This is a genomic window from Anaerorudis cellulosivorans, from assembly GCF_025943985.1.
Lineage (GTDB): Bacteria > Bacteroidota > Bacteroidia > Bacteroidales > Dysgonomonadaceae > Anaerorudis > Anaerorudis cellulosivorans.
Genome location: NZ_JAPCWE010000014.1, coordinates 14,299 through 40,021, shown reverse-complemented (window position 1 = coordinate 40,021; position 25,723 = coordinate 14,299). Strand labels below are relative to the sequence as shown.

At 43.3% G+C, this 25,723-nt stretch carries 19 protein-coding genes; 7 read left to right on the top strand and 12 right to left on the bottom strand.

Going from position 1 to position 25,723, the window contains the following annotated elements; genetic code table 11:
• Positions 1-293 precede the first annotated feature (293 nt).
• Genes OLM34_RS08760 through hemG form a run of 4 tightly spaced genes read left to right on the top strand, consistent with a single transcriptional unit; the run spans position 294 to position 6,419 of the window.
• Positions 294-2,384, top strand: a complete 2,091-nt coding sequence (locus tag OLM34_RS08760) for a TonB-dependent receptor (RefSeq protein WP_264406701.1) — start codon at positions 294-296, stop codon at positions 2,382-2,384.
• A 9-nt stretch (positions 2,385-2,393) separates the two neighbouring features.
• Positions 2,394-3,689, top strand: a complete 1,296-nt coding sequence (locus tag OLM34_RS08755; protein ID WP_264406700.1) for an MFS transporter — start codon at positions 2,394-2,396, stop codon at positions 3,687-3,689.
• A complete protein-coding gene (hemN, locus tag OLM34_RS08750) occupies positions 3,686-5,050 on the top strand; it encodes an oxygen-independent coproporphyrinogen III oxidase (protein ID WP_264406699.1) in 1,365 nt (454 codons plus the stop codon). The genes OLM34_RS08755 and hemN overlap by 4 nt, the downstream gene beginning before the upstream one ends.
• 1 nt (position 5,051) lies before the next feature.
• Complete coding sequence (hemG, locus tag OLM34_RS08745; protein WP_264406698.1) at positions 5,052-6,419, top strand: protoporphyrinogen oxidase; 1,368 nt, start codon at positions 5,052-5,054, stop codon at positions 6,417-6,419.
• An 8-nt stretch (positions 6,420-6,427) separates the two neighbouring features.
• Here hemG and OLM34_RS08740 read toward each other — a convergent pair whose 3' ends face one another.
• The 8 genes from OLM34_RS08740 to OLM34_RS08705 are packed head-to-tail and all read right to left on the bottom strand — an operon-like array spanning position 6,428 to position 18,190.
• Positions 6,428-7,138, bottom strand: coding sequence for a lipoate--protein ligase family protein (locus tag OLM34_RS08740; RefSeq protein ID WP_264406697.1), 711 nt, complete (start codon positions 7,136-7,138; stop codon positions 6,428-6,430).
• A 56-nt stretch (positions 7,139-7,194) separates the two neighbouring features.
• Positions 7,195-8,493, bottom strand: a complete 1,299-nt coding sequence (locus OLM34_RS08735) for a class II aldolase/adducin family protein (protein WP_264406696.1) — start codon at positions 8,491-8,493, stop codon at positions 7,195-7,197.
• A 22-nt stretch (positions 8,494-8,515) separates the two neighbouring features.
• Positions 8,516-9,793 carry a zinc-binding dehydrogenase gene (locus OLM34_RS08730; RefSeq protein ID WP_264406695.1) on the bottom strand — a complete coding sequence of 426 codons (1,278 nt, stop codon included), beginning with the start codon at positions 9,791-9,793 and terminating at the stop codon, positions 8,516-8,518.
• A 33-nt stretch (positions 9,794-9,826) separates the two neighbouring features.
• Positions 9,827-11,794: an SDR family NAD(P)-dependent oxidoreductase gene (locus OLM34_RS08725; RefSeq protein ID WP_264406693.1), complete on the bottom strand. Its 1,968-nt coding sequence runs from the start codon at positions 11,792-11,794 to the stop codon at positions 9,827-9,829.
• Complete coding sequence (locus OLM34_RS08720; protein ID WP_264406692.1) at positions 11,791-12,951, bottom strand: hypothetical protein; 1,161 nt, start codon at positions 12,949-12,951, stop codon at positions 11,791-11,793. Before OLM34_RS08720 ends, OLM34_RS08725 begins: the two co-directional genes overlap by 4 nt.
• An 11-nt stretch (positions 12,952-12,962) precedes the next feature.
• A complete protein-coding gene (locus tag OLM34_RS08715; RefSeq protein ID WP_264406690.1) occupies positions 12,963-15,422 on the bottom strand; it encodes an alpha-ketoacid dehydrogenase subunit alpha/beta in 2,460 nt (819 codons plus the stop codon).
• Between the two features lie 37 nt (positions 15,423-15,459).
• Complete coding sequence (gene lpdA, locus OLM34_RS08710; protein ID WP_264406689.1) at positions 15,460-16,815, bottom strand: dihydrolipoyl dehydrogenase; 1,356 nt, start codon at positions 16,813-16,815, stop codon at positions 15,460-15,462.
• Positions 16,816-16,855: 40 nt separating this feature from the next.
• The gene (locus OLM34_RS08705) at positions 16,856-18,190 is read right to left on the bottom strand and encodes a dihydrolipoamide acetyltransferase family protein (protein WP_264406688.1); all 1,335 of its coding nucleotides are present in this window, start codon (positions 18,188-18,190) and stop codon (positions 16,856-16,858) included.
• A gap of 233 nt (positions 18,191-18,423) precedes the next feature.
• Here OLM34_RS08705 and rhaB point away from each other — a divergent pair, with 233 nt between their 5' ends.
• The 3 genes from rhaB to rhaT are packed head-to-tail and all read left to right on the top strand — an operon-like array spanning position 18,424 to position 22,243.
• Positions 18,424-19,908 (top strand): rhamnulokinase, encoded by a 1,485-nt coding sequence (gene rhaB / locus OLM34_RS08700; RefSeq protein WP_264406687.1) that lies wholly within the window; start codon positions 18,424-18,426, stop codon positions 19,906-19,908.
• A gap of 37 nt (positions 19,909-19,945) precedes the next feature.
• Entirely contained in the window at positions 19,946-21,211 is a 1,266-nt protein-coding gene (locus OLM34_RS08695) for an L-rhamnose isomerase (RefSeq protein ID WP_264406684.1), read from the top strand.
• Between the two features lie 3 nt (positions 21,212-21,214).
• Positions 21,215-22,243 (top strand): L-rhamnose/proton symporter RhaT, encoded by a 1,029-nt coding sequence (gene rhaT / locus OLM34_RS08690; protein WP_264406683.1) that lies wholly within the window; start codon positions 21,215-21,217, stop codon positions 22,241-22,243.
• Between the two features lie 109 nt (positions 22,244-22,352).
• Here rhaT and OLM34_RS08685 read toward each other — a convergent pair whose 3' ends face one another.
• From OLM34_RS08685 to OLM34_RS08670, 4 genes are read right to left on the bottom strand one after another with little or no spacing between them, the layout of a single operon-like run.
• Entirely contained in the window at positions 22,353-23,549 is a 1,197-nt protein-coding gene (locus OLM34_RS08685; RefSeq protein ID WP_264406682.1) for an aminotransferase-like domain-containing protein, read from the bottom strand.
• A gap of 21 nt (positions 23,550-23,570) precedes the next feature.
• Positions 23,571-23,969 (bottom strand): PaaI family thioesterase, encoded by a 399-nt coding sequence (locus OLM34_RS08680; protein WP_264406680.1) that lies wholly within the window; start codon positions 23,967-23,969, stop codon positions 23,571-23,573.
• Positions 23,970-23,986: 17 nt separating this feature from the next.
• Positions 23,987-24,412, bottom strand: coding sequence for an ACT domain-containing protein (locus OLM34_RS08675; RefSeq protein WP_264406678.1), 426 nt, complete (start codon positions 24,410-24,412; stop codon positions 23,987-23,989).
• Between the two features lie 12 nt (positions 24,413-24,424).
• Entirely contained in the window at positions 24,425-25,723 is a 1,299-nt protein-coding gene (locus OLM34_RS08670; RefSeq protein WP_264406677.1) for a phenylacetate--CoA ligase family protein, read from the bottom strand.

Sequence of the window (25,723 nt, the reverse complement as noted above, 5' to 3'; positions counted from 1 at the left end):
ACCGGACAGCCGATTTACCAATTTGAGATAAAACATTAACAATCACTCTGTGTCGTTTCATGGGAAATCAACAAAGATCTTCCATAGTTCAATGGCCACGGTGAAATAAATAGATTCTGGTTGTTGAAAATATCTCATGTTAAAAATAACTGCAGTAGTTATTTTTTCCATCCTTCACACTAAAAATCACTACAAATAGGGATTGATTTTGGCAATAAGATGATTTTACTTTGCAGTTGAAAAACTAACACAATCGAAAGTAAACTTTCTTTGAAAGTAAAAAAAATTTTCCAATGCAAGTAAAATTAAAATCTTTCCCTGTAAGAAATGTACTGCTTGTATCGGCGTTGTTCTTCTCTTTTTTCGGAATGATGGCCGAAGAAATAGACTCGTTACGCACCTTCAACCTCGACAGCATTGTAGTGTTGAGCATCAAACAGCCCAACGACAATTGGACGACGCCTGTATCGGCAACTACCATTTCTACAACCTTCATGGAACAACAACACTTGAACGACATGAAAGATTTTTCGGCCACCGTCCCCAATTTTATAATGGTGGACAGGGATTCCAAACTCACCTCGTCGGTCTTTATCCGCGGAGTGGGGTCTCTTATCAATACACCGGCAGTAGCGATGTATGTGGACGGCGTTCCTCATTTCGAAAAATCATCTTTCGACATCAATTTTAACAACATCGAGAAAATTGAATTCTTGCGCGGCCCCCAAGGGACACTTTATGGCCGCAACGCTATGGGTGGCATTATTTTGGTGACGACCAAATCGCCATTTCGCCATCAGGGAACCAAGTTACAGATACGTTACGGAAGTTATGACGATACCTATTTTTCTGTTTCGCATTCAGACAAAATCAACACACGTTTTGCTTACGACGTTGGTGGAAATTACACCCATTACGGAGGAAATACCCCCAATACTTTTACCGGAGAAAAAGCCGATAAATTAAACTCGGCTGCTTTGAATGCTCGATTGGAATTTCGTCCCAAAACCCATCTGAACGTCCGATGGACAAACAATTTCGAATATGTGGATCAGGGTGCGTTCTCCTACGGCGATATTAATTCCGAAACCGGACGAGTGGATTCCGTCAGCACCAATCATAAAAGCTATTACAAACGCAATATTTATGACAGCGGATTGCAGATCGATTACCATAACGGCCTATTTTGGATCAGCTCGCAAACTTCGATTCAACTGCTCAACGATGAATACAATGTCGATCAGGATGCCTCTCCAAAAGAGTTGTATTTTGCCATTCAAGGGGAAAATCAACGACTAATTTCGGAAGAGATCAACATCAAAGGATTAAAATCGAGCCGTTATGGTTGGAGTTTCGGCATTTTTGCTTTTAACCACGATATCGACCGAAGTACCGATGTTTTCATGAACATGGCCAATCCAAACTACAAAATCGAAAAACGGTTCAACGATTACAGTCGCGGTTTTGCCGTTTATCATCAATCCGAATTTCAACTGCTAACCCACCTGTTTCTTCAGGCAGGAATCCGTTACGATTACGAACGTGCCAATTCGGTGCACAAAGAAAATAAGGTAATGGATAATCATGCTGAGCTGAGAAACGAATACGATTCGCCACTCACCTTTACCGAATGGACACCCAAAGCTTCGCTGCAATATCGGTTTTCAGACCATACGCAACTCTATGCAACACTGGCGAAAGGTTACAAAACAGGAGGATTCAATACGGTATTCGAAACGGAAGAACAGCGCACGTTCAACCCCGAAAGAAGTTGGAATTACGAAATCGGCGGGAAAAGCAGCTTTTTCGAAGGAAGGTTACATGCAGAATTTGCCCTTTTCTACATCGATATTCAAAATCAACAAATCAAACAGCTGCTCGACTTGCAGGGAATGAAAATATTCAACGCCGGCAACTCTGTAAGCAAGGGGTTCGAAGTGTCTTTCCTGGCAAAACCTCTAACCCGTCTCACTTTCAATGCGGCTTACGGATACACGCATGCTACGTTCAAAAACTATATTTACAGCGAAACGATCGATTATTCGGGCAATTATTTGCCGTTCGTCCCCAAACATACCCTTTCGCTGATTGCAGGTTATCGCATACCCTGTTCGTCATATCTTGTGGATCATATCACTCTGAATGCCGGCTATACCGGACTCGGAGAAATTCACTGGAATGAAAACAATGAAACAAAGCAGCCTTTTTACGGGTTGCTGAATGGAAGTGTCGATATGGAAAAGGGACGAATGAACCTGTCCGTATGGGGAAAGAACCTCACCAATGCCCATTATCTTGGATACTATTTCGAAATGTCTAAGCGTAAACTCGGAAAACCGGGAAAACCATTTACGGCAGGTGTCACATTAACCTATGACCTATAAAATGTAGAAATGAAAGCAGAAAAGCCCTATCATCTTTTTACCTTTTTTTCACTTTATATTGCTCAATCCATTCCGATGAGCTTTTTCTCCACCGCTTTGCCGGTTCTTATGCGGCAAGGGAACTACCCCTTGTTTACTATCGCCCTACTTAAACTCATTAAAATTCCCTGGCTCGTCAAATTTTTATGGTCACCGCTGGTTGATAGTCGAACCGAATCGGTGCGTGACTACAAACGGTGGATTTTTGGATCGGAAACCGTATATGCCATACTGATTTTTGTGGTAGCCATATTCAATATTGAAGCCAATTTCACCCTTATCGTTTTTCTCATTATACTGGCATTTGTTTCTTCCGCCACACAGGATATCGCTACCGATGCAATGGCTGCACGTTCTTTTAAACGAGAAGATACCGGATTACTGAACAGCATTCAAGCAATGGGATCATTTACCGGAAGTATGGTCGGTGGTGGTTTTTTGTTGTTGCTATTCCAAAAATTAGGTTGGAACAACCTTTTACCCTGGGTAGCCATTTTTGTGCTCATTGCGCTCATTCCACTTGCCATGAACAAAAAAATACGGCTTCGCGAACGAAAAACAAAAGAAAAAGCCAAACCGAAAGATATGTTGCTGTTTTTCAAACAGAAAAACAGTTGGCAACAAATCGTTTTTCTGTTTCTTTTCTATGCCGGAATTATTGGTATTCTCGCTTCGCTAAGCCCCTTTATGGTAGATTTGGGCTATGGCATGAAAGAAATCGGCGTAATGATGGGGATATTTGGCATATCCATAGGAATTGTCGGTTCGTTTTTGACCGGCATTTTGATTAAAAAAACAGGAAAGACTACATCCCGAAAATTGATCTCGGCTCTTATCGTTTTTCCTGCTACTTATTTTTTGTTGCTTACTCAAGCAGGATCTGCCGGGCGCGTTCATATTCTTGTAGGAATTGCCCTCGTATGGGGAATTTACGGAATGGCCTCTACCATGATGTACACTACGGCAATGGATAGTGTTCGCGATGGGCGCGAAGGAACCGATTTCACCATTCAAATCGTTGTTTCACACCTGAGCGCCATGATCATTACCTTGATTAGCGCCCGAATCGGTGACCTGTTCGGCTACAAAGGGCTGTTCGGATCGGAATGGGCCATTGCTGCCGTTTCTTTTGTTTTCGTCCTGTTTTATCAACCTCTTTCGCATAAAAATGAGCCGAATAATAAACACCACTCCAATTCGTCTACAGCAATAGCCCACAAAACACAAAATAAAAAATGCATACTTGAAAATGAGATTGCCCAATGAACAACCTGATTTCAAAATATAATACCCCGGTTCCACGCTATACCAGTTATCCATCGTCAAACTTCTTTCATGAACATTTTTCTGAAAACGATCTGCTGCAAGCTATCGAATTATCCAACCATCAGGAACCCCAACATGTGTCGTTTTATATTCATATTCCCTATTGCAGAAGAATGTGTTACTATTGCGGGTGCAATTCCTATCCAAGAACGACGGATGCCGAAGAGGAAGCTTACATCGATGCCGTGATAAAAGAAATTGAAAGGGTTTGCAGCAAAATCGATAAAAAACGAAAAATTGCGCAAATCCATTATGGCGGCGGATCACCAACTTCCATCAATCTGAAATATATTCAACGAATCAATGGATTGCTATTCAGTAAATTCAAATGCATCGAAAATCCTGAAATTGCCATTGAGTGCCATGCCGGATATATGAATGAACAGCATTTCCGCTCCCTAGTGAATGCCGGTTTCAACCGCATGAGCATTGGAATTCAGGATTTTGACACGAAAGTACTGAAAGCCTGCAACCGGCTTCCAACCCTTTTGCCAATTGAAGAAATTTTGGCTTTACTTCGCGAAAACAACATACGCATCAATTTGGACTTCATATACGGACTGCCCAAGCAAACGCCGGAAAGTTTTTCGCAATCCATTCAGAAAGCCATCGACCTTTCACCCGATCGCCTCGTCACGTTTTCATACGCCCATCTGCCTCGTCTGTTTCCTCGCCAGCGATTTTTAGAAAAGGAAGGGCTCCCGTCGGAGAAACAAAAAGATGACATATATCACACTTCACGCCAATTGCTCCTGAATGCAGGTTATATTCAAGTGGGACTTGACCATTTCGTACGCGAGGACGACGAACTCTGTCGGGCTGCACTAACCAAAACGCTGCATCGCAATTTTCAGGGTTATTGTACACGCCGCACTACCGGCCAGGTTTATGCTTTTGGCGTTACGGCTATCAGTCAATTGTCGAATGCTTACGCTCAAAATACAAAAAATATCTCCGAATACATTGAAACGGTAAATCGGGGACATATCCCCGTGAAAAAAGGATATTCTCTCAATTTCGAGGAACAGATTACACGCGAAGTGATCACCGACTTGATGTGCAATGAACAAATCGACTGGCAAGAACTTGCCATACGTTTTCAACGGTCGATAGAAGAAGTGAAAGCTGCGACCGCCTACTCAGAAAAAAAAATGAGAGGATTCGAACAAGACGGCATCATCGTTTTCGATGACCACAAAATCGTCATGAAACAAAAAGGCTCACCTTTCGTTCGCAACGTAGCAGCATCATTGGATAAATTATTGATCAACAGCGATAAAACATTCTCAAAACCCATTTAATATGAAAAAAGACGTAGTCATTATTGGTGCCGGGCTTACCGGACTATCGGCAGGCGTAGAACTCACGAAAAGGGGGGTTTCGGTAGTTATTTTGGAAAAGGCCAACCGATCCGGAGGACAAATCCGCACCTTTCACGAAGAGGGGTTTACTTTCGAATCAGGTCCGACAACCGGATCCGGCGTTACCGAAGAAGTGATGACACTTTTTAAAGAACTTAATCCGGATTGCGAAATCGAATTTGCTAAAAAAGAAGCGGAAAAACGATTGATTTGGAAAAATGGCAAATTTTACGCCTTACCCAACGGCTTGTGGGGAGGTATTACCACACCACTTTTTACTTTATCAGACAAATTCCGCATTCTCGGCGAACCTTGGCGAGCCAAAGGAACAGACCCTGACGAATCGGTAGGTGCGCTTGCTAGCCGCAGGCTTGGAAAATCGTTTGTCGATTATGCAGTAGAGCCTTTTCTTTCAGGTGTCTATGCCGGAAACGCCTACTCGCTGGTGACACGTCATGCCCTGCCCAAACTTTACCAATTGGAACAAATCTACGGAAGTTTTATAAAAGGTGCCATTGCTAAAGCAAAAGAGGCTAAGCATCATCCCAAACCAAAAACGCCGTCATCTATCTTTTCTGCAAAAGGGGGACTGGAAAATCTGACAAAAGCCATGACAACGTATCTCGGAAAGGACCGTATTTTTCTTTCTGCTGAAAACATTATAATTCAACCCGATCCGGAAACAGGGATATGGAAAACTACTTGTCGGCAAAACGGCCAATGCTTAACCTTCACTTCACCTCATGTAATCACCACCGTGGGAGCTTATGCTTTACCTGATATTCTTCCTTTTGTAGACAAGACAAATTTGGCCAAAATCGCCAATCTGCGGTATGCACCGGTAGTGCAGATAGCCGTAGGAGTAAAAAACAAAGGCAAGCTGAATTTCAATGCTTTTGGTGGCTTGATAAGTCCAAAAGATAAAGAAGATTTTCTGGGTATTTTGTTCCCTTCCTCGTGCTTCGACAACCGCAGTCCGGAAAACGGCATTTTATTCTCTTTTTTCATGGGTGGGATGCATCGCAGTGAGCTTACCGAATTGAACAACAATGAAATTACCGATAAAGTAATACGCCAATTTCATCGCATGCTCGGTTTCCCGATAGCTAAAGAACCCGATTTGATCCGCATCTTCCGTCATAAATATGCCATTCCACAGTATGAACGATCTTCAGAAGAACGTTTCAAAACCGTTGAACTATTGGAAAAAAAATATCGCGGATTACACTTGGCAGGAAATCTTCGGGACGGCATTGGCATGAACCAGCGCATTACTCAGGGAATAAAACTGGCACGAGAAATCGGATAAAAAAGAAATCACATCTTAAAATTCCATTGTCGCAGAGCATATTTACTCCCACAAAGTATATCGATATGCTTCTTATCCTCACACAACAAAGGCGAAAGCTCCTCAGTGTTATAATAACCAAGAATGGCTTTTGTAAAAGTTAGGAAAAAATCAGCTGCAAATGACGTTTTCCCTGAAGTCTCTTCCCAAAGGCTACGCAAATTTTTCACAGGTGAAGGGATAGAAGGTGTTGCCTTGTTGCAATGGATTTCAGCGTGTGGCGTTAATGATTTTTGTAATCGATCCAAATCGACATCGTAAAGCAGTGTGCCGTGATGCAATTCTCTGCCCCTCGAAACATGAGAAGCTGTTCCCGATACCTTATGGCCATCGGCAAGCCAAAGGTCTTTTCGTTTCCCGATTTCCACAGGTATTCCCATAAAATTCAAGGCAGAAACCACCGGCTGTAAAAAATCGGGACTTAACGGAGAAGCGCCTTGTTTCCTGTTGAAAATAAAACAGTAATTCAGATTACCTTCGTCGTGATAAACGGCACCCCCACCCGACAACCTTCGCACAATGGGGATGCCGTTAACCCTGCAAAAATCCATATCTACCTCATTTGCCACAGCCTGATTAGAACCGATGATCACGCTTGGTTTGTTTATGTAAAGCAAAAGATATTCCTCACAATTGGCCGAAAAAAAATATTCTTCTGCGGCCAGGTTAAATTCAGGCATCGTGTATGGAGAAAAAATAACCTGCATAAAAAAGGATACGTGCTTTTTTCTTCCCTTTATTTTACATTGAATGCTACTTTCAAATCCTCTATTTCCTTGTCGCTGATAGGGCAAAGAGGGCCGATAGCCGAAGCCATTACAAGTGAATTCGCCGAAAATTCAGCCACCTCCAAATAATCGAAAGTGTTCAACAATTTGTCACCTGTCACAAATACACTATCGTTTTCCACCAAAATAACTTTGTTATGGTTGAACATTTCTGCAACACCATCAATATCGTTATAGATCAAACCGAAAGGAATAGACGGAACATCCTGAAGAAAAATCCAACTTTCCGGAATTGTACGCACGTCAAATTTTGTACCGGTTATAGCATGTGCCATCAGATTGACCGGCTGTGTGCAAATAATGGAATTGATATGCGGATTCAATTGATATATGCGTTGATGCAAGGCTACCGCACGGCTCGGCGTTTTTCCGGCCTCAGCCATACCCTTTTTTATCTGCACAATATCTTCGGGAACAATATCCCAACGTGCCACATTCCTTGGCGTTATCAAAAAATCATCGCCGCGCCAACGCACCGACACTGTACCGTACGTCGAAATCATGAGACCCTGATCACATGCTCTGCGGATAATCTTCACCATCTCCGAACGTAAAGCCCGCTCGTCGGAAGGATAATCGATATCCATGAAATGCGGAATATTGGTAGGAATATGATTGACATACTTTGCGATTTGTTCATCCGACAAATAATTCACCTCGCCCAACCGTCTTGCATTTACAATGGTACGGCAACAAAATTCAAGTGTCTCAAAACGCTGATAAGCATCCATCATATCTACCCCTCCCAAAACGATCCCATGATTCTCCATGATTACTGCTTTATATTGCGTATTCTTGAATTCGTTGGCAATTTTCTTTCCGAGGTCTTCACTTCCGGGTGTTCCATATGGGGCAAATCCGATATCGCCACATATGTTATGGGCTTGAGGAACAATTTTGGTATCGGGCACTTTATGCGAAATGCTGAATGCCACAAGTGCAGGAGGATGGGCGTGAATAATTGCCGTCAACTCCGGACGCGTTTCGTAAATGGCTTTATGAAACGGGAACTCAGAGGAAGGTTTGTGAGGACCAATAACCGTTCCGTCTTTTTTCACACACATGATATCATTGGGAGTTAACGATCCTTTATCTACTCCCGACGGAGTAATCCAAATATCGCCATTTTCGTCCCGAATAGAAATATTTCCCCCCGAAGTTGTGGTCATACCACTCCGGTAAATCCTTCCAATGATCACGTTGATCTGTTCTACCGGATGCATCAATTTAACATCTAATTGTTTCATATTCTATAACATATAATCAAATTTAACTCAATTTATTCGCATTTGCCAACAAAAACGCTTCAGCTTCCACATTCCATAAGCCCTTGTATTTATCACAAATGGAAGCCAATTCACTAAAAACTTCATTGGTTTTACCTAATTCGGCAAAATCCGAGATTGCCGTCAAAGACATGGTAATATGGGTATAAATCAATTTTTTTCCACCGGGGATTTCCGGTAAACGGAGGGTCGCTTCAGGTACAGCATTCAATCCGCCGATATGGGTCACCAATCCCGCAGGATCTAATCCTTTATTCATTATATCCAAGGCTTCTACCATATCTTCATTGTTTCCCCCACTTGTACCGGCAACATGCGTATAGGCATAGTGAACATTGTAAAAATTCAACATGGCACTGAACTTCGGATCGCTAGGCCCTGCAAAAAAATTGAGACATCCGTCGAATCCGAGAATGGCGTCTGCCTGCTCAACAACCGATCTCACCGGAGCAAAAACAAAGACATCGTTATACCCTTCACTATTGGTCAATGCCCTTAATTCTTCCACCGGATTTTGCATAACCGAAGTATTGATATAGCGCAGATCAATACCCCGTGAAGCGGCGAATTCTACCGTATAGAGCGATGCAGCCCTGTCGAGACGCACCTGATCGATATCGGTAACCACCAACAACGAAGGCTTGCAGTCCTCCCTATGCAACACGAAATTGATGGCAGCGAGCCCCATAGGCCCAACACCGGCCAGAATGGCCATTCTCCCGCCATCAACAATTTCCATCTTGTGCACGTAACTTCCCGGCGTGATATGGTAATTAGCATGCATGGCGCCAATCACGCACGAAAGAGGTTCCGCCAGCGATGCCGGATAAAATCCTTCCCCATGATAAGGCAACAAACAATTTTTCTCCATTACCTCATTGGGAATGATCACATACGTAGCATCACCGCCAATATACGGATAACTGTATCCCGGCGCGCTCAATATTCCTACGGGACCGTCTTCGTAATTCAACGCAGGCTGAATGGAAAATTTATCGCCGACCTTAAATTGATCTGCCCACTTTGAACCAATTTCAATCAACTCACCTGCAAACTCATGTCCGATGATCACCGGATGCTCTGCCACGTTATCGGGCACCCGCTTATGATCTGCTCCCTGAATGGCCGCTTTGTAGGATGACATACACAACGAATCGCAGACTACTTTAGCCAGAATCTCATTATCTTTTATGGGTGGCAATTCAAATTCTTCCAACCGAAGATCTTTCTTGCCGTATAAACGAACTGCTCTTGTTTTCATAAATTTCTAATTCTCATAATAAGAAAAACACAGCTAATTCAGCATAACCTGACCACCGGTGACAGGTAGCGCCTGACCGGTTTCGCCACATTGCTCCATCAGATAAAGCACCCCTTTGGTGACATCTTCGGGCGAACAACCCTTCTTCATCGGCACCTGTGCCAGGTAATATGTTCTTACATCTTCTATTGTTTTCGCACCGGGAACTTTTCCTGCCTTCAAATACTGAACAAATAAGCCGTTATTGGGATCACTCCAAAGCGGACCCTCATAAAAATTTCCGGGGCAAACAGCATTCACCTTGATACGAAAAGGCGCCAGCTCCAAAGCAAACGACTGCGTCAAACCGATTCCCCCGAACTTACCTCCCGCATAGGCAAAATTGGCTTTACTTCCTCTCAATCCCGATTTGGAATTAATCTGAATAATATCGGCGTAATAATCTTCCGGAGCATATTTTGTCTGGAGCTTCATCACCTTACTTACCACTTTCGTACAATAAAAATAGGCATTATAGTTTATTTTGGTTACGAAGTCGAAAATTTCCGGTTCCATTTCGTCCAGTCCTCCCGCACGCAATACTCCGGCATTACTGATGAAACAATCGATCGCACCAAAATGGGAGACGGTTTCATATATGAGGTTCTCAAGACTCGAGATTTCGGTAACGTTGGTCTTCACAAACAAAGCATTATTACCCTTCCCTTGCGATAAGGAGTTAAAATGTTCCGTTGTCAATGAGCCTTTTTCTTCATTTAAATCGGCAATCACAATATTTGCTCCTTCCAGTAATAAATTGCGGGATATGCCCTCACCAAAACCTTGTGCAGCACCTGTCACTATAATGGTTTTATTTTCAGCACGTCCCGCTTTACCGGTTGACATGACCTTTCGGCGATAATTTTCCGCTTCCCAGTTATCGATAAAATCAATCTGTTCAGGGGTCATGGGATGTGAACCGCCAAAAGACTGAGCCAGATAGGCAATTTTCATAGCATCTTCAAAAACATCAAGAATAATATCGCATTGTTTTGCATGATCGCCAACAGCTACAAGACCGATACCTTTTATTAACAGCACTTTAGGTTGATATCCAAACTTTTCGGTAAAATCCGGAATGACCTTTTCGGCTTCAGCCAACACTTCATCGGGATTATCCTTATTAATAAAAAGGTAATTCGATTTGCAATAAACAATTTCGTCGGGGGTAAAAGGCCGAACAATATCAGCCTGATGCTCGATATGATCACTGAAATAGGCAATCCGTTTGTTATTGCGCACTTTCAATGTTTTCAATTCACTTTTCGAAAGCATCATCCGGATACCGGGAAGAACTTGGGAAACACACCGACAAACCGGCTTTTCGCCATCGGGAAGAGGATTTTTTATTGCTTTTTCAAGGGTGGAAAAAATCGCTGCATAAAGCACTTTAATTTCCTCCGTAGTGTCGGCAGCCACAAAAATACCGTGATTTTGTAGCCAAATGACATGTGGCTCTTCACGATAGGTTGCCCGATACGCTTTCAGCTTTTCATCTACCTTCTTAAACAACACATACCCCGGATCGGTATATTTCACAAACAGGGCTTTCTCTCCGAAAAGTTTTTTCAACTCGTTTTCAGCATTTCGTGAACACATTAAGGCATTTACCAACGTAGGATGCAAATGAACAACAAAAGCATACCCGATAATATTATGTAATGAAGTTTCTACTGAAGGACGTTTGTCTTTGGTGAGATTGGCAACAGCCAAATCGTTTTTCACTTCTTCCTCGCGTTCGGCAGGATTACTGCTGTAAACCTTCCTCAACATCCCATTCAGTTTAGCTCTGTCAAGTATGGCAAACCCCTCTTCGGTTATCGTTGCGAGAGATGAGCCGCTGGCTTTCACCCAAATCTTTTCCGCATTTTTGTACGAAGTATTTCCTCCACCTGCAATTACGAAGCGGTTATCGCGCCCGTAAAATTGCGATATTTCGATAAGTTCATCCAATTCTTTCATATCTTACTCTTTATTAACTCGTCACCGAGTTTTACCCATTCTTCTCTTTTTGTACGATCCGCATATCCTTTGCCATCGACATAACCTTCTAATCCCTGTACTGTTACATGCTGATGAGCAGCAATCACACAAGCTCCTTCATAATTAATCTGCATCAGTCGTTCGGTAAGTGGTGTACGACCCCGTGCAAAAAGTTCAACCGGTTCCATCACAGGGGTATTGTGTTCACTCCCGAAGGTTACCACGAATCCGTGATCATGCAGATAACCGGCATATTTTTCCAGCAAATCCACCCGATTGCGGGTAGTGATAAATTCTACCGAATGAAATCCACGTTTGGTTAGTTCCCCAGCTACACACTCCAAATCCTTTTCAAAATCGGTGTAATTTCCTTGTGCATCGTCTCCCAAAAAAGGATATGTAGGAATACCTCCTGCTGCCAAAACAATCTCGCATATGGTTTCTATCGATAGAAAAGCCTTTGCATCCTCAGGCACAAAAGCTCTACCACCGGCCTTGAGCAAGTTCGAGCGTATTTCATTTTCTACCTCGGCAATATTTTCTACGGAAGCACGCAACGATTTCCCTCCAAAAATCTTTTCCAGCATGACTTTGATACCCTCCTTATCCTCACCACATATCTCGTACACTTTCATCCGAAGGGCTTTTGCCAAATGACGTTCGCGTACCATACCTTTGGTGAGTTCTTTTTTTATCCGATCAAAATCGAGCGTAAAACCAACTTCTTCCGTTTCCAGAATACCATTCAACTTTTCGCACATGGCTTTCACCTGTCTGTCGGTTTCATTTCTTACTTCTTCCAACAACGAAGCGTAAGGTTCGGGCAAACAAAAAGGATAAGTCAGACCTTTCCCGCTAAGGTAGATACGTCCGGGATTTGCCGGATCATTGATCCGAATACCTGCCTGACGATCTTTTTCGCTCAACCCGATAAACTCAATATTGAAAAGGGGATATAATTTTCGTTTTCCGCATCCTGAAGCCCATTCATCATAGCCGGCAGCCGTGTAAAAGTCGTTGATTCCGACAACTTTCACATTTTCGGCTGCCGCTCTGTCCAATGCGTCATCCACATCGCGAAAAGCGCTGAAAGAATAGGGCGTGTGCAAATGCGCATTTACTTTCGGATAGTTCATGTGTCACAAATTTAAATACCTTTTTTAGAAAGGCGAATCATTTCACCATCCGTAAAATTGCGTCCCGGTACATATCCCGGCAGTGGCTGAATCCGTTCGTGAATCATATCGATAAACCAGCTTGGTTGCGGGAAGAATGCTTTCTCAAGTTCATGTGCAGGAGTAATCCAATTACGTGAGCCCAACACACAAACCGGTGCATCCAGATAATCGAACGCAAGTTGACTGATATTGGCTGCCATATCATTTAAAAACGAACCTCTTGCAGTTGCATCACTTGCCACAATAATTTTGCCCGTTTTCTTTACCGACTCAATTACTTTTTCGTAATTGAACGGCACCAGTGAACGCGCATCAATTACTTCTGCACTCATTCCGTATTTTTCTTCGAGTTCTTTGGCTGCTTCCAACGCTTGATACAGCGTATATCCGATAGTAAGGAAAGTGATATCTTTTCCTTCTTTCTTTATATCGGGTTCTCCAATGGGTATTTCATAATACCCCTTGGGAACACCTCCCTGATGAAATTGCTCGCCGATATCGTAAATGCGCTGGCTTTCGAAAAAAACAACCGGATCGGTTCCCTGCAAAGCGGCATTCATTAATCCTTTAGCATCGTAAGGGGTAGCAGGAAAACACACTTTCAACCCCGGAATATGGGTAACCAACGACGTCCAATCCTGTGAGTGTTGAGCACCGTATTTCGAACCTATGGATACTCTCAAAACCACAGGCATCTTAAGCACGTTTCCGCTCATGGCCTGCCATTTAGGAAGCTGATTAAACACCTCATCACCACATCTCCCTAAAAAGTCGCAATACATGATTTCGGGAATCACACGACCTCCGCACATGGCATAGCCAATTGCCGTTCCCACAATGGCTGCTTCGGCAATCGGAGCATTGAAGAAACGATGATAAGGCAAAGATTCAGTCATACCCGCATAAACGGCAAACGCTCCTCCCCAATCGCGGTTATCCTCTCCATAGGCAATTAACGAAGCATCTTTATAAAAACGATCGATAATCGCTTCAAAAATGCCGTCACGCAATTGAAACTGTTTCATCTTACTGAACGGCTTGCCATCGGCATCGAAAGCAAAACGCTCTTTTGTGGCAATTTTCTTAACTCTTGGATTTTCTTCCAACGGCGTCAGTACTTCTGGTTCGTCATCAGCAAAAGCATCTACCGATCCGTTTGAAAACATCATCTCTCCAATCAATTCGGTGTTTTGTATTCGCGGAGAAATATTTTCGTCAATAGCCTTAAGATACAACTCATTAATCAATGCTTCAATATCTTTTCGAATATCATCCAAATCATCTTGAGTGGCCACACCTGCCTCTATCATCTGTCTGCCGAACGTTAAAATAGAGTCCTGTTTTTCCCACGCTTCCACCTCTTCCTTGGTTCGATATGTCGAAGAATCCGACGGAGAATGTCCACTATAACGATACGTCAATACATCCAGCAATACCGGCCCTTTCTTTTCCTCAATGATTTTGCGTTTCCGTTTGTAGGCATCAATTACAGCCAACGGATTGAATCCGTCTACACGCTCGGCATGCATCTGCTCGGGGTTAACTCCGGCGCCGATGCGCGCAGCAATGCCATACCCCATAGTTTCTCCCCAAGTCTGACCACCCATACCGTAGTGGTTGTTCATAACATTAATGATTACGGGCAAACCGCCTTTCCTGTCGCCTTCCCACAATTGTTTAAATTGATCCATCGCAGAAAAAGTAATGCCTTCCCACACCGGACCACACGCCAACGAACCATCTCCGATATTGGCAACCACCAAACCGGGCTTACGGTTCACTTTTTTGTACAGCGCTGCCCCCACGGCAATATCACCCGAACCACCCACAATGGCATTATTGGGATAAATTCCGAATGGGGTGAAAAAGACATGCATCGAGCCTCCCAAACCTTTATTGAATCCTGTCTGACGTCCAAAGATTTCTGCCACTGTTCCGTAAACAAGGAAACGACGCGCCAACTCTTTGATTGTTCCCTGAAAATCTTTCTTTACGACATCAAGCACGATGCCATCGAAAAAAGATTCCATGATATCCATCAACTGCTTGTCATCCAATTTATGAATAGCCGACATTCCCTTGGCCAATACTTCACCATGCGAACGATGGTTGCCAAAGATAAAATCATCAATGGTCAATGTCCAAGCCATCCCTACAGCAGCGGCTTCCTGACCGATAGACAAGTGAGCAGGACCCGGATAATTATACGGTGTACCCTTATATTCACCTTTTGTTTTCACGAAATTCAACATGGTTTCGAATTCACGAATCAAAACCATATCGTGATAAATGGCTTTGAATTCTTCGTCGGTAAAGTTTTCTCTTTCGTCTTTTACCGTTTTTTGATACTGATTCAACGGAATTGGTTGCAATTCCAACATACCCGGTTGTCGTACGACATTCGGATCTATAAATTCACTTTTTGGCATTATAATATCATTTTTAAGTTGTGTGTATTGACTTGTTTTAAAAAGTAAAAAGGGTTTCTTTGATAATTTCACTTACCGTAGGATGAGGAAAAACAATTTCTTGCATCTCTTTCACCGTCATTTCCTGTTCGATAGCCATGCAGGCTCCATAAATCATTTCGCTGCTAGGATTTCCCAGCATATGCACGCCGATGATTTCTCCGCGTTTTTCGCCAGTCAGTATTTTGCAAAGCCCATTTCCTCCTTCATTTTCGGCTACGAAACGGCCTGCATAAGTCATGGGGAGTTTGGATACGCGGTACGCAATGCCGTTGGCTTTGGCCGATTCTTCCGTTTCACCCACTCCTGCAACTTCAGGATTGGTATAAACCACACCCGGAATGGCTTGGTAACGCATCACATCGTTACGACCGGTCAGGTTGTTTACCACCACTTCGCCTTCTCGCATGGCCGTATGTGCCAGCAATGAAAATCCGGTTACATCACCGGCAGCAAAAACACCGGGCACATTGGTGCGCATTTTTTCGTCGACCTTGATGCCGTTTCCTTTCAACTCCACATTCAGTTTTTCCAGTCCGAACCCTTTGGTAACGGGCCTACGACCAACGCTCAACAATATTTTTTCACCTTCAATGGTTTGTGTTTTTCCGTCTTTTTCGAAAACGACTTTTTTGCCGTCTACCTGAATAACTTTGGCATTCAAATAAAATTCAATTCCTTTCTTGGCATAAATATCGCGCAACATGGCAGAAATTTCCCCATCCAATCCGCCGAGTATTTCGGGAAGCATTTCCACAACCGTCACTTTTGTTCCCAAACTGTTGAAAAAGAAAGCAAATTCCATCCCGATTACACCACCTCCAATAATGACAAGTGATTCCGGTTGCTCTTTCAAATCCAGAATTTCGCGGTTGGTAACCACAATATCACCTGCTTCGGCCAATCCCGGAATAGGTGGAACGGATGCTTCCGATCCTGTGCAGATCAATAAATTGGCCCCATGATAGCTTTCACCGTTGCAGCCAACCTCGATGCCGCCGGCACCTCTCCCGAGAATCCGGGCTTCGCCTTTAACCACGGTAACTTGGCTTGCCTTCATTTTACCTTCCACACCCAGCACCAACTTGCGGACTACTTTGTTTTTCCGACTGACAATTTTGCCGTAATCGAAACGAACATTGTCCACAAACACACCATATTTATCGCCGTGCAACGCATTTTCGTAGGTTTTGGCGCTGTAGAGCATAGTTTTTGTGGGGATGCAACCTTCATTCAAACAAACACCCCCCATCGCTTTCTTTTCGAACAAAAGCGCCTTAAGACCCTTATGTCCTGCGCGTTCGGCAGCCACATAGCCTGCCGGTCCTCCTCCTATAATCAATAAATCGAACATAGCATTTTATTTAATTACATTTACGATTTTACTGTTTTTTTCAAAAAATATCCAATTTGAGGGTTTCTATTTCCACCGCGATCTGTTTCAGAAAACGGGTAGCTTCTCCACCATCCAGTGCCCGATGATCATAAGTCAGGCTCAATCCGATATAAGGAACAAAAGCATATACACCGTCGCCCAAATCTTTCGGTCGGGGAACAATTGTATTTACACCCAATATAGCTGTTTGAGGTAGATTGATAACGGGGGTAAACATTTCCACTCCGTAATTACCCAAATTGGACACCGTAAATGTACCGGCCTCAGCAGACAGTAGTTCGGGATTGATACTCCCTTTGCGGCAGGCTGCGGCAACCTCTTTCAATTGATTTGTCAAACCCTCGATGGATAAATCGTCGGCGTTGCGAACCACAGGCACCATCAATCCCCTATCGGTATCTACCGCAAGAGCCAGATGTACCTTTTTGAAATAGCGGATCGTGTCGCCCAAAAAATGCGTATTGACATTCGGAAATTTCTTCAATGCGCTGATCACGGCGAAACACACCATATCGTTCAACGTAATGTTGGTAGTAAGCGTTCCGGCTTCCATCGCTGCTTTCACTTGCTTACGAAGTTCGAGAATCCGACGGGCATCAGCACCAAGATGGTGCGTGAGCTGTGCCGAATTCTGCAACGAGGCATACATGGAACGAGCAATAATTTTCCGTATATTCGATATTTTTCTATCCTCATAGTCGTTAGCATAAACCGGATTCACAGGTGCTGCAAGATCTGTTGCACGTACCATACCAGCCAATCCTGTACCCACCTCTTGAGGTTGTAAACCTTCTTCTGCAGCAATCTTTTTTGCCAGAGGCGTCATTTTCGGTCGGTTTTCAATCACAGCTTTCACATCTTTCTCAATAATTCTTCCATGGGGTCCTGTACCGCTTATGGACGAAACATTCACCGCTTCTTTTTCTGCTAATTTTTTAGCTCGAGGAGAGATAAACACCGATTCCTGATCGATTTGAGGCTGTGCTGCGCCAATCGCTGCTTCGGGTAAATCTACTTCGACCTCAACCTTTTTTATCTCCTCATGATCACCTCCCATCGGTTGACTTTCAGCCAGTAATGCCGAATAATCTTCCCCGGGTTGTCCGATAATCATCATATTTTTCAATACCGGAACCTCGTCCCCTTCTTTGTAGAAACATTCCAGCACTACGCCATCAACCGGAGACTCCTCCTCAAAAGATGCTTTATCTGTTTCATAAGAAAACAGGATATCTCCTTTTTTCACAGTATCCCCCTTTTTCTTTTTTATTTCGGTAACAATGCAACTTTCCACCGATTGCCCTTGTTTGGGCATAATTACCACAACTGCCATAGATAAATGATTTGAATATGAATGTTTACGTGCAAATGTACTTATTTTATACCTTTTATATAATACAATATTTGATTTTTATACTACACTATTTGACCTTTTTGAAAACTTTTCTTCGATTTTATCAAAAATGTCAAATAATGTAGTTTTTAAATCATTTTTCTTAGTCCTATTTTTCAGATTAATCCCTATTTTTGTACGAAAAGTTATGAATCATTTTTATTTAATTTCTTATGAATGAAAACGAATCCTTCTCTTTCTTAGCCGTCGATTTAGGTGCAACAAGCGGGAGAGCTATTCTCGGAACCATAAAAAACGATGTATTGAAAATAAATGAAATCAATCGTTTCCCAAATCCCATTATCGATATCAATGGGTATCTTTACTGGGATTTATTATATCTATACCGGCAGATTCTGAAATCACTTGGAGAAATCAACCAACAACGAATTGATATTCATTCCCTCGGAATCGATACATGGGGAGTCGATTTTGTATGTTTCGGAAACGATGGTGAGCCCCTACGCATGCCCTACAGTTACAGAGACACTCACACCTTTGGCGCTCCCGAAAAATTCTTCAAAAAAATACCCAAAGAGGAAGTATACAACAAGACAGGCATTCAAATCATGAATTTCAACTCGTTGTTTCAATTGGCTACGTTAAAAGAAAGGAACAGTTCCATTTATCCCGTCATCGACAAGGTTCTTTTCATGCCCGATGCACTCTCTTATCTGTTGACAGGAAAAATGGTTACCGAATATACCATTGCTTCTACCTCACAAATGATGAACCCCTACAACAAAACGTTCGATGCTTCTTTGCTGGAAGCCGTCGGTTTGTCGGAACACAATTTCGCACCTCTTGTGTTTTCAGGAACACCCATAGGCACCTTATCCGATTCCGTGAAACAACAAACAGATACAGGAAATATTCCGGTAATCGCCGTAGCAGGTCACGATACGGCTTCAGCTGTACTGGCAACGCCGGCAAAAAACGAAAACTTTGCTTACCTTAGCTCCGGAACATGGTCACTAATGGGCATCGAATCGAAAAAACCCGTCATAAACGAAGAAACATTTTCGCTAAATTTCACTAACGAAGGAGGTGCCGATGGTTCCATCCGATTGCTAAAAAATATATGTGGCATGTGGCTTATCGAACAATGCAAGAAAGAATGGGAAAAAGAAAAAAGTGTAACATACGCCGAAATCGTAAAAGAAGCAGAAAAAGTCCAACCCTTTACCTCTTTCATCAATCCCGATGCACCCTGTTTTGCCGCTCCGATTTCTATGATTGAAGCCATTCAAACCTATTGCAAAGAAACGAACCAGCCGATTCCTCAAACCATGGGTGAAATTGCCCGATGTATCTACGAAAGTCTTGCTTTCCGGTACAAACAGGTGTTGACAAACCTACAAAAGCTGGCCGATTTTCCAATCGAAACACTCCACATTATCGGTGGCGGATCACAAAACAATATGCTAAACACCTTTACGTCAAATGCCATCGGCATGCCTGTAATTGCAGGTCCTTCCGAAGCAACGGCAATGGGAAATATTCTTTTACAGGCAAAGGCTGCAGGATTGGTACAAGACAAATCCCAAATGAGAGAAATCGTACGCAATTCGGTTGAACTCACCACATTCACGCCCAATAACACCTTATTATGGGATAAACATTACTACGACTACCTGAAAGTTTATAAAGAACTATAAACAAATACTTACCAATTATTTAATAATAAATATCGTCATGAAAGAAGAACAGATTAACAAAGCGTATGCCAATGCAAAAGAACACTATGCGGCATTGGGAATTGATGTGGATAAAGCCATCGAAAAACTAAACGAAATTCCTATTTCCATTCATTGTTGGCAAGCCGACGATGTTTCGGGATTCGAAAACCCGGAAGGAGAACTTACCGGAGGAATCCAAGCTACCGGTAATTATCCTGGGAAAGCCCGTACAATAGAAGAATTACGGAAAGACATCGAAAAAGTGCTTAGCCTCGTTCCCGGAAAACACCGATTAAGTTTGCATGCTATTTACGGCGACTTTGGAGGAGAATTTGTCGATCGTGACCAAATAGAGCCGAAACATTTTCAATCGTGGATCGACTGGGCAAAAAAATTGGGCATCAAATTGGATTTCAACTCCACTTTTTTCTCTCATCCCAAAGCTGATAACGGATACACGCTATCTGATTTTAATCCGGAAATCCGCAATTTCTGGAAAGAGCACCTTCGTCGTTGCCGCAGAATAGCCGCCGAAATAGGTCGTCAACAGGGTGATCCTTGTATTCATAACATTTGGATCCCCGACGGCGAAAAAGACAAAACCGTATCGCGGTTAGCTCATCGGCAACTACTGAAAGAATCCTTGGATGAGGTGCTTTCCGAAAAAATCAGCACCGATTACCTTAAAGATACCGTAGAGTGCAAACTATTCGGAATCGGCAGCGAAAGTTACGTAGTTGGATCGCATGAATTTTATATGGGATATGCCGTTAAAAACAACATGATGCTGACGCTGGATGCAGGACATTTTCACCCAACCGAAGTGATATCGGATAAAATATCGTCGATGCTCCTTTTTGTTCCTGAAATCAACCTTCACGTAAGTCGCCCCGAACGTTGGGATAGCGACCATGTGGTGATTCTGAACGACGAATTATTAGCCCTTTCTCAGGAAATCGTACGTTCAGGTAATAGGGATCGGGTTCATGTAGGATTGGATTACTTTGATGCCTCCATCAATCGTATCGGAGCATATGCGGTAGGTATCCGTTCGACGCAGAAAGCCCTGCTGCAGGCACTTCTCGAACCTACCGATAAGCTGAGAAGCTTTGAACCGGAAAACAAAAATTTCCAACGTATGGCTTATCTCGAAGAATTGAAGGCCATGCCGTGGAATGCCGTTTATAACTACTACTGTCATAAACAGGGCGTTCCTGTGGGTGACGAGTATATTCGTGAGATTGAACGCTACGAAGACGAAGTTACCTCAAAAAGAAAATAAAAGATGAATACCATTATCGGTCTTTTTATTATCGCTTTAGGAAGTATGGGTCAATCAAGCTCATACGTTCCTATCAATAAAATAAAAGAATGGTCGTGGGAAAACTTCTGGCTTATGCAGGGAATTTTTGCATGGCTGGTTTTCCCCTTAGTTGGCGCATTCATCTCAAGTTCGCTCCCCGACCTCATCGAGATATACTCAACACACTCATCCGCTGCATGGCAATCTGTAGGTTTTGGTGTATTATGGGGTATCGGCGGACTTACTTTCGGCTTGAGTATGCGTTACCTGGGTATAGCGATGGGGCAATCCGTGGCTTTAGGAACTTGTGCCGCATTCGGCACGCTTATCCCGGCTGTCATGTCGGGTATGAACTTATTATCGCCTGAAGGATTGGTTTTGTTGCTGGCTGTAGCCGTAACCTTAGTCGGTATAGCTTTGGTGGGATATGCGGGTAGTCTCCGCTCGAAAAATATGTCCGAAGAAGAAAAGAGAAAAGCCATAAAAGATTTTGCACTGAAAAAAGGATTGCTCATCGCTCTTCTTTCAGGTGTAATGAGTGCTTGTTTCAGCTTAGGCCTGAATGCGGGTATTCCGATAAAAGAAGCAGCCATTGCCAACGGTGCTAAAGCACTATTTGCACAAAATCCGGTTACATTACTGGTAACTTTAGGCGGATTCGTTACAAATTTCGTGTATTGCACCTATATGAACCGAAAAAACAAAACGACAGGTGAAATCAAGCGTTCATCACGTTCCGTTTTAATCAATAATCTCCTTTTCTGTGCCTTGGCAGGTCTGCTGTGGTACTCGCAATTCTTCGGATTGGGGATGGGGCAAAGCTTCTTCGAACCCGGCAGTGTGATGATGGCTTTTTCATGGAGCATTCTGATGTCCTTAAATGTTGTTTTCAGCAACGTCTGGGGAATTATTCTCAAAGAGTGGGTTGGTGCCGGCAAAAAAGCAGTCGCCTTTCTGGTTATCGGTATGGCGATACTGATCTTTTCACTTATTATTCCTAATTTGTTTTAGAAATACCGCTATTTTTCATTTTTTTCACTTCTCATTGGTTTCATTGAGAGGGGGTATCTGAAAATTTTCGGACCCCCCTCTCGTTTTTTCTCCATTCCATATATTGTTGCTATCCGCATACCTCGCGTATGGCTTCGGCAAGCAGAGGAATGCCTTTTTGAATCGCTGCTTCATCCGTATTGCAAAATGAAACACGCATGGCATCATTCTTTATGCCATCGGGGTCAAAAGTCTTCCCGGTAACAAAAACTACTCCTTTTTCAAGCGCTTTTTGCAGGATAGGAGTAGCATCTGTTCCTTCCGGTAAATGCAACCAGATATAAAACCCACCACGCGGCTTCTCAAAAGTAACATAAGAAGGCAAATTTTTCTCCAGTGCCTCAATCATGGCCAGACCTCGCTTTTTATATTCCTGACGCACACGCGCCGTATAATTGTAGATATATCCTCCTCGAACAAACTTGTCGGCAATCACCTGCGATATGCTCGGCGAGCAAGCATCGATCGATTGTTTGATAAGTTCACATTTCCGATAGATATGATTAGGCACAAGCATCCAGCCCAATCGCAATCCGGGTCCGAGAATTTTAGAAAACGAACCGGTAAAACACACATCAATTCCTTCGGGATTCATTGCCTTAATGAGCTTCATTTTCGGTACATCTTCTTCGTAAAAATAAAGATCACTGTACACATCATCCTCAATCAATACGATATCCTGATCTTTCAAAAGCTCAATCATCTGTTGTTTCACTTCCATGGAATAAATGATTCCTGCCGGATTGTGAAAATTAGGACAATAATACAGAAATTTGGGCTTTGTCCGGGTGTTTTCCAACTTTATTTTCAGTTGTTCGATATCGATACCCACATCCGTAAGCGGAACACTCACCAGGTTGGCTTCATAGGAACGGAAAGCCGATAAAGCCCCGATAAAAGAAGGATTTTCCACCAAAACGGTATCCCCCGGATCGATGAATGCTTTAGCAAGAATGTGAATCGCCTGGAGTGATCCGGTAGTCATCATCAAGCGATTTTCCTTAACCGGAAATCCTTTCTTCTCAAGGTATGTTTCCAGCGATTCCAACATCGAAGGCAATCCGTTGGTAGGACCATATTGCAGGGCAACCTGTTTTTCTTTGTCGGTGAGCGAACGATAAATTTCGTCAAGACTGTCGAGAGGAAAAAGATCGTTACCCGGCATTCCGCCTGAAAACGAAATGATATCGGGAGCCGTAGCAACACTCATCAGATCGCGTATCTCCGATGAACGAAGGCTAGAAACACTACTTGCAAATCGAGGCATAATTAATTCTTTTTTATGAGGTTAAAATTGATTTTCTTCGTGTGTGGCATAAGCCATGCCGGTAAAATGAGCCAGCAATTTTTCATTTTCGTCACGAATATCGACATCGTATGTCAACAGTTTATTGCTCCTGCCGATCTCACGAGCTTCAGCGGTCAAAATACCCGACGTTCCCTTAGCCACAAAAGTAATGGAAGAATTGATACTCAACGCCACTCTTCCATAAGCATTAGCTGCCGATCCGAAACAAAAGTCGGCCATCGTAAAAAGCACACCCCCGTGAACAACACCGGCTGCATTAAAGTGATCATCGTTGATTTTTAGCTGCACTTTAGCATATCCGGGTCTGCATTCCACCAGCTCAAGACCACATAGTGCCGCAAAACGATCTTTTTTAAAATAGGCTTTCAGCTTATCCATCACAATCCGTATTGATGTCAGATCTGATAGATTTCACTCTGGCTGATCAGTTGCATTTTGTTTTGCTGCAACACATCAATTACCTGATCGATATCTGCTGCACGAATAACTGCCAAAGCCACTCCATTATTCGAAAAAGCATACATGTAATCGATATTGACATTGTTCTCCGCCAATATCCGCAAAGCGGAATACAATCCTCCCGGCTTATCCGGCATACGCAGACACACCACGTCGGTAAGGCCAACGGAAAAACCGGCACCTTCGAGTACTTCTTTAGCCAAATCAGGTCTTCCCACAACCATACGTACAATGCCATAGTCAGCAGTTTCGGCAAGACTCAAAGCAGTGATATTGATATCGTTCTCTGCCAGAATCCGGGTCAGTTCGGTAAGCCTTCCCGATTTATCTTCGAGAAACACCGATAATTGTTTAATAATCATAGCGTCTTTCTTTTAAAGGTTTCTATTGTCGATAACACGTTTTGCTTTTCCCTCGGAGCGTTCAATACTGTGAGGTTCAACCAATTTGATTACAGCACTGATACCTAGTACACTCGTGATGTTGTGGTCGATACGGCGACGGATGTTTTCCAGTTCGCGGATACTGTCCGACCAGAAATGTTCGTTAATCTCAACGCGAATTTCCAGCGTATCGAGATTATTTTCACGACCGACGATAATCTGATAATGGGGCGATGTTTCCACCATTTCCATCAGCACAGCTTCAACCTGTGACGGAAAGACATTCACGCCACGAATAATAAGCATATCGTCCGAACGGCTCAAGCATTTTTCCATCCTCACCAGCGTACGTCCGCAGGCACATTTTTCGGGATACAAACGTGTCAGGTCGCGAGTACGATACCGAATCAGCGGCATGGCCTCTTTGGTAATGGTAGTGAATACCAATTCTCCGAGCTCGCCATAAGGCAACACCTCCAACGTTTCCGGATCAATGATTTCAGGGATAAAATGATCTTCACACACATGGTTACCACAATGGCATTCGCATTCCATCGACACGCCCGGACCAATAATTTCGCTCAATCCATAAATATCGTAAGCTTTGATATTCAACAATTTCTCAATCTGCAGACGCATCTCGTTAGTCCAAGGCTCTGCTCCGAACACGCCAATTCGCAGTTTGGTTTCTTTGGGCGATAAACCGGCCTGTAAAAGGTTTTCTCCCAAATAAGCTGCATACGATGGCGTGCAGGCGAGTACCGTAGCATTGAAATCGGTCATGAACTGGATTTGTTTCTTTGTATTTCCCGTAGAACTGGGAATGACGGTTGCCCCAACTTTTTCGGCACCGTAATGCAACCCCAATCCTCCGGTAAAAGCGCCGTAACCGTATGAAATCTGTATGGTATCGTCTTTGTTGACTCCCGCCATGGTTAGTCCTCGGGCAACCACTTCCGCCCAAATTTCGATATCGTTCCGGGTATATCCCACCACTGTAGGTTTTCCCGTTGTTCCGCTCGAGGCATGAATCCGCACCACATCGGTTTGAGGCACGGTAAACAATCCGAAAGGATAATTGTCACGAAGATCGGCTTTAGTCGTGAACGGCAGATCTTTCAGTTGATCCACGCTTTTAATGTCGCCGGGTTCAATTCCCTTTTCTTTAAATTTGTTCCGGTAAAAAGGCACATTTTCGTACACCCGTTTTACGGTTTCTGCCAACCGCTTGCTTTGCAACTCATGCAACTGTTGCCTGTCGGCACATTCAATTTCAGGATATAGTATCAT

Bases quoted from the DNA above. Each gene is read 5' to 3' on its own strand.
- OLM34_RS08730 (WP_264406695.1), bottom strand. From the start codon at position 9,793: ATGAAAACAAGAGCAGTTCGTTTATACGGCAAGAAAGATCTTCGGTTG.
- OLM34_RS08675 (WP_264406678.1), bottom strand. From the start codon at position 24,412: ATGATTATTAAACAATTATCGGTGTTTCTCGAAGATAAATCGGGAAGG.
- lpdA (WP_264406689.1), bottom strand. From the start codon at position 16,815: ATGTTCGATTTATTGATTATAGGAGGAGGACCGGCAGGCTATGTGGCT.
- OLM34_RS08670 (WP_264406677.1), bottom strand. From the start codon at position 25,723: ATGATACTATATCCTGAAATTGAATGTGCCGACAGGCAACAGTTGCAT.
- OLM34_RS08695 (WP_264406684.1), top strand. From the start codon at position 19,946: ATGAAAGAAGAACAGATTAACAAAGCGTATGCCAATGCAAAAGAACAC.
- hemN (WP_264406699.1), top strand. From the start codon at position 3,686: ATGAACAACCTGATTTCAAAATATAATACCCCGGTTCCACGCTATACC.
- OLM34_RS08725 (WP_264406693.1), bottom strand. From the start codon at position 11,794: ATGAAAGAATTGGATGAACTTATCGAAATATCGCAATTTTACGGGCGC.
- OLM34_RS08755 (WP_264406700.1), top strand. From the start codon at position 2,394: ATGAAAGCAGAAAAGCCCTATCATCTTTTTACCTTTTTTTCACTTTAT.
- OLM34_RS08720 (WP_264406692.1), bottom strand. From the start codon at position 12,951: ATGAACTATCCGAAAGTAAATGCGCATTTGCACACGCCCTATTCTTTC.
- OLM34_RS08740 (WP_264406697.1), bottom strand. From the start codon at position 7,138: ATGCCTGAATTTAACCTGGCCGCAGAAGAATATTTTTTTTCGGCCAAT.
- OLM34_RS08760 (WP_264406701.1), top strand. From the start codon at position 294: ATGCAAGTAAAATTAAAATCTTTCCCTGTAAGAAATGTACTGCTTGTA.
- rhaB (WP_264406687.1), top strand. From the start codon at position 18,424: ATGAATGAAAACGAATCCTTCTCTTTCTTAGCCGTCGATTTAGGTGCA.
- OLM34_RS08685 (WP_264406682.1), bottom strand. From the start codon at position 23,549: ATGCCTCGATTTGCAAGTAGTGTTTCTAGCCTTCGTTCATCGGAGATA.
- OLM34_RS08705 (WP_264406688.1), bottom strand. From the start codon at position 18,190: ATGGCAGTTGTGGTAATTATGCCCAAACAAGGGCAATCGGTGGAAAGT.
- OLM34_RS08735 (WP_264406696.1), bottom strand. From the start codon at position 8,493: ATGAAACAATTAGATGTTAAATTGATGCATCCGGTAGAACAGATCAAC.
- OLM34_RS08680 (WP_264406680.1), bottom strand. From the start codon at position 23,969: ATGGATAAGCTGAAAGCCTATTTTAAAAAAGATCGTTTTGCGGCACTA.
- OLM34_RS08715 (WP_264406690.1), bottom strand. From the start codon at position 15,422: ATGCCAAAAAGTGAATTTATAGATCCGAATGTCGTACGACAACCGGGT.
- hemG (WP_264406698.1), top strand. From the start codon at position 5,052: ATGAAAAAAGACGTAGTCATTATTGGTGCCGGGCTTACCGGACTATCG.
- rhaT (WP_264406683.1), top strand. From the start codon at position 21,215: ATGAATACCATTATCGGTCTTTTTATTATCGCTTTAGGAAGTATGGGT.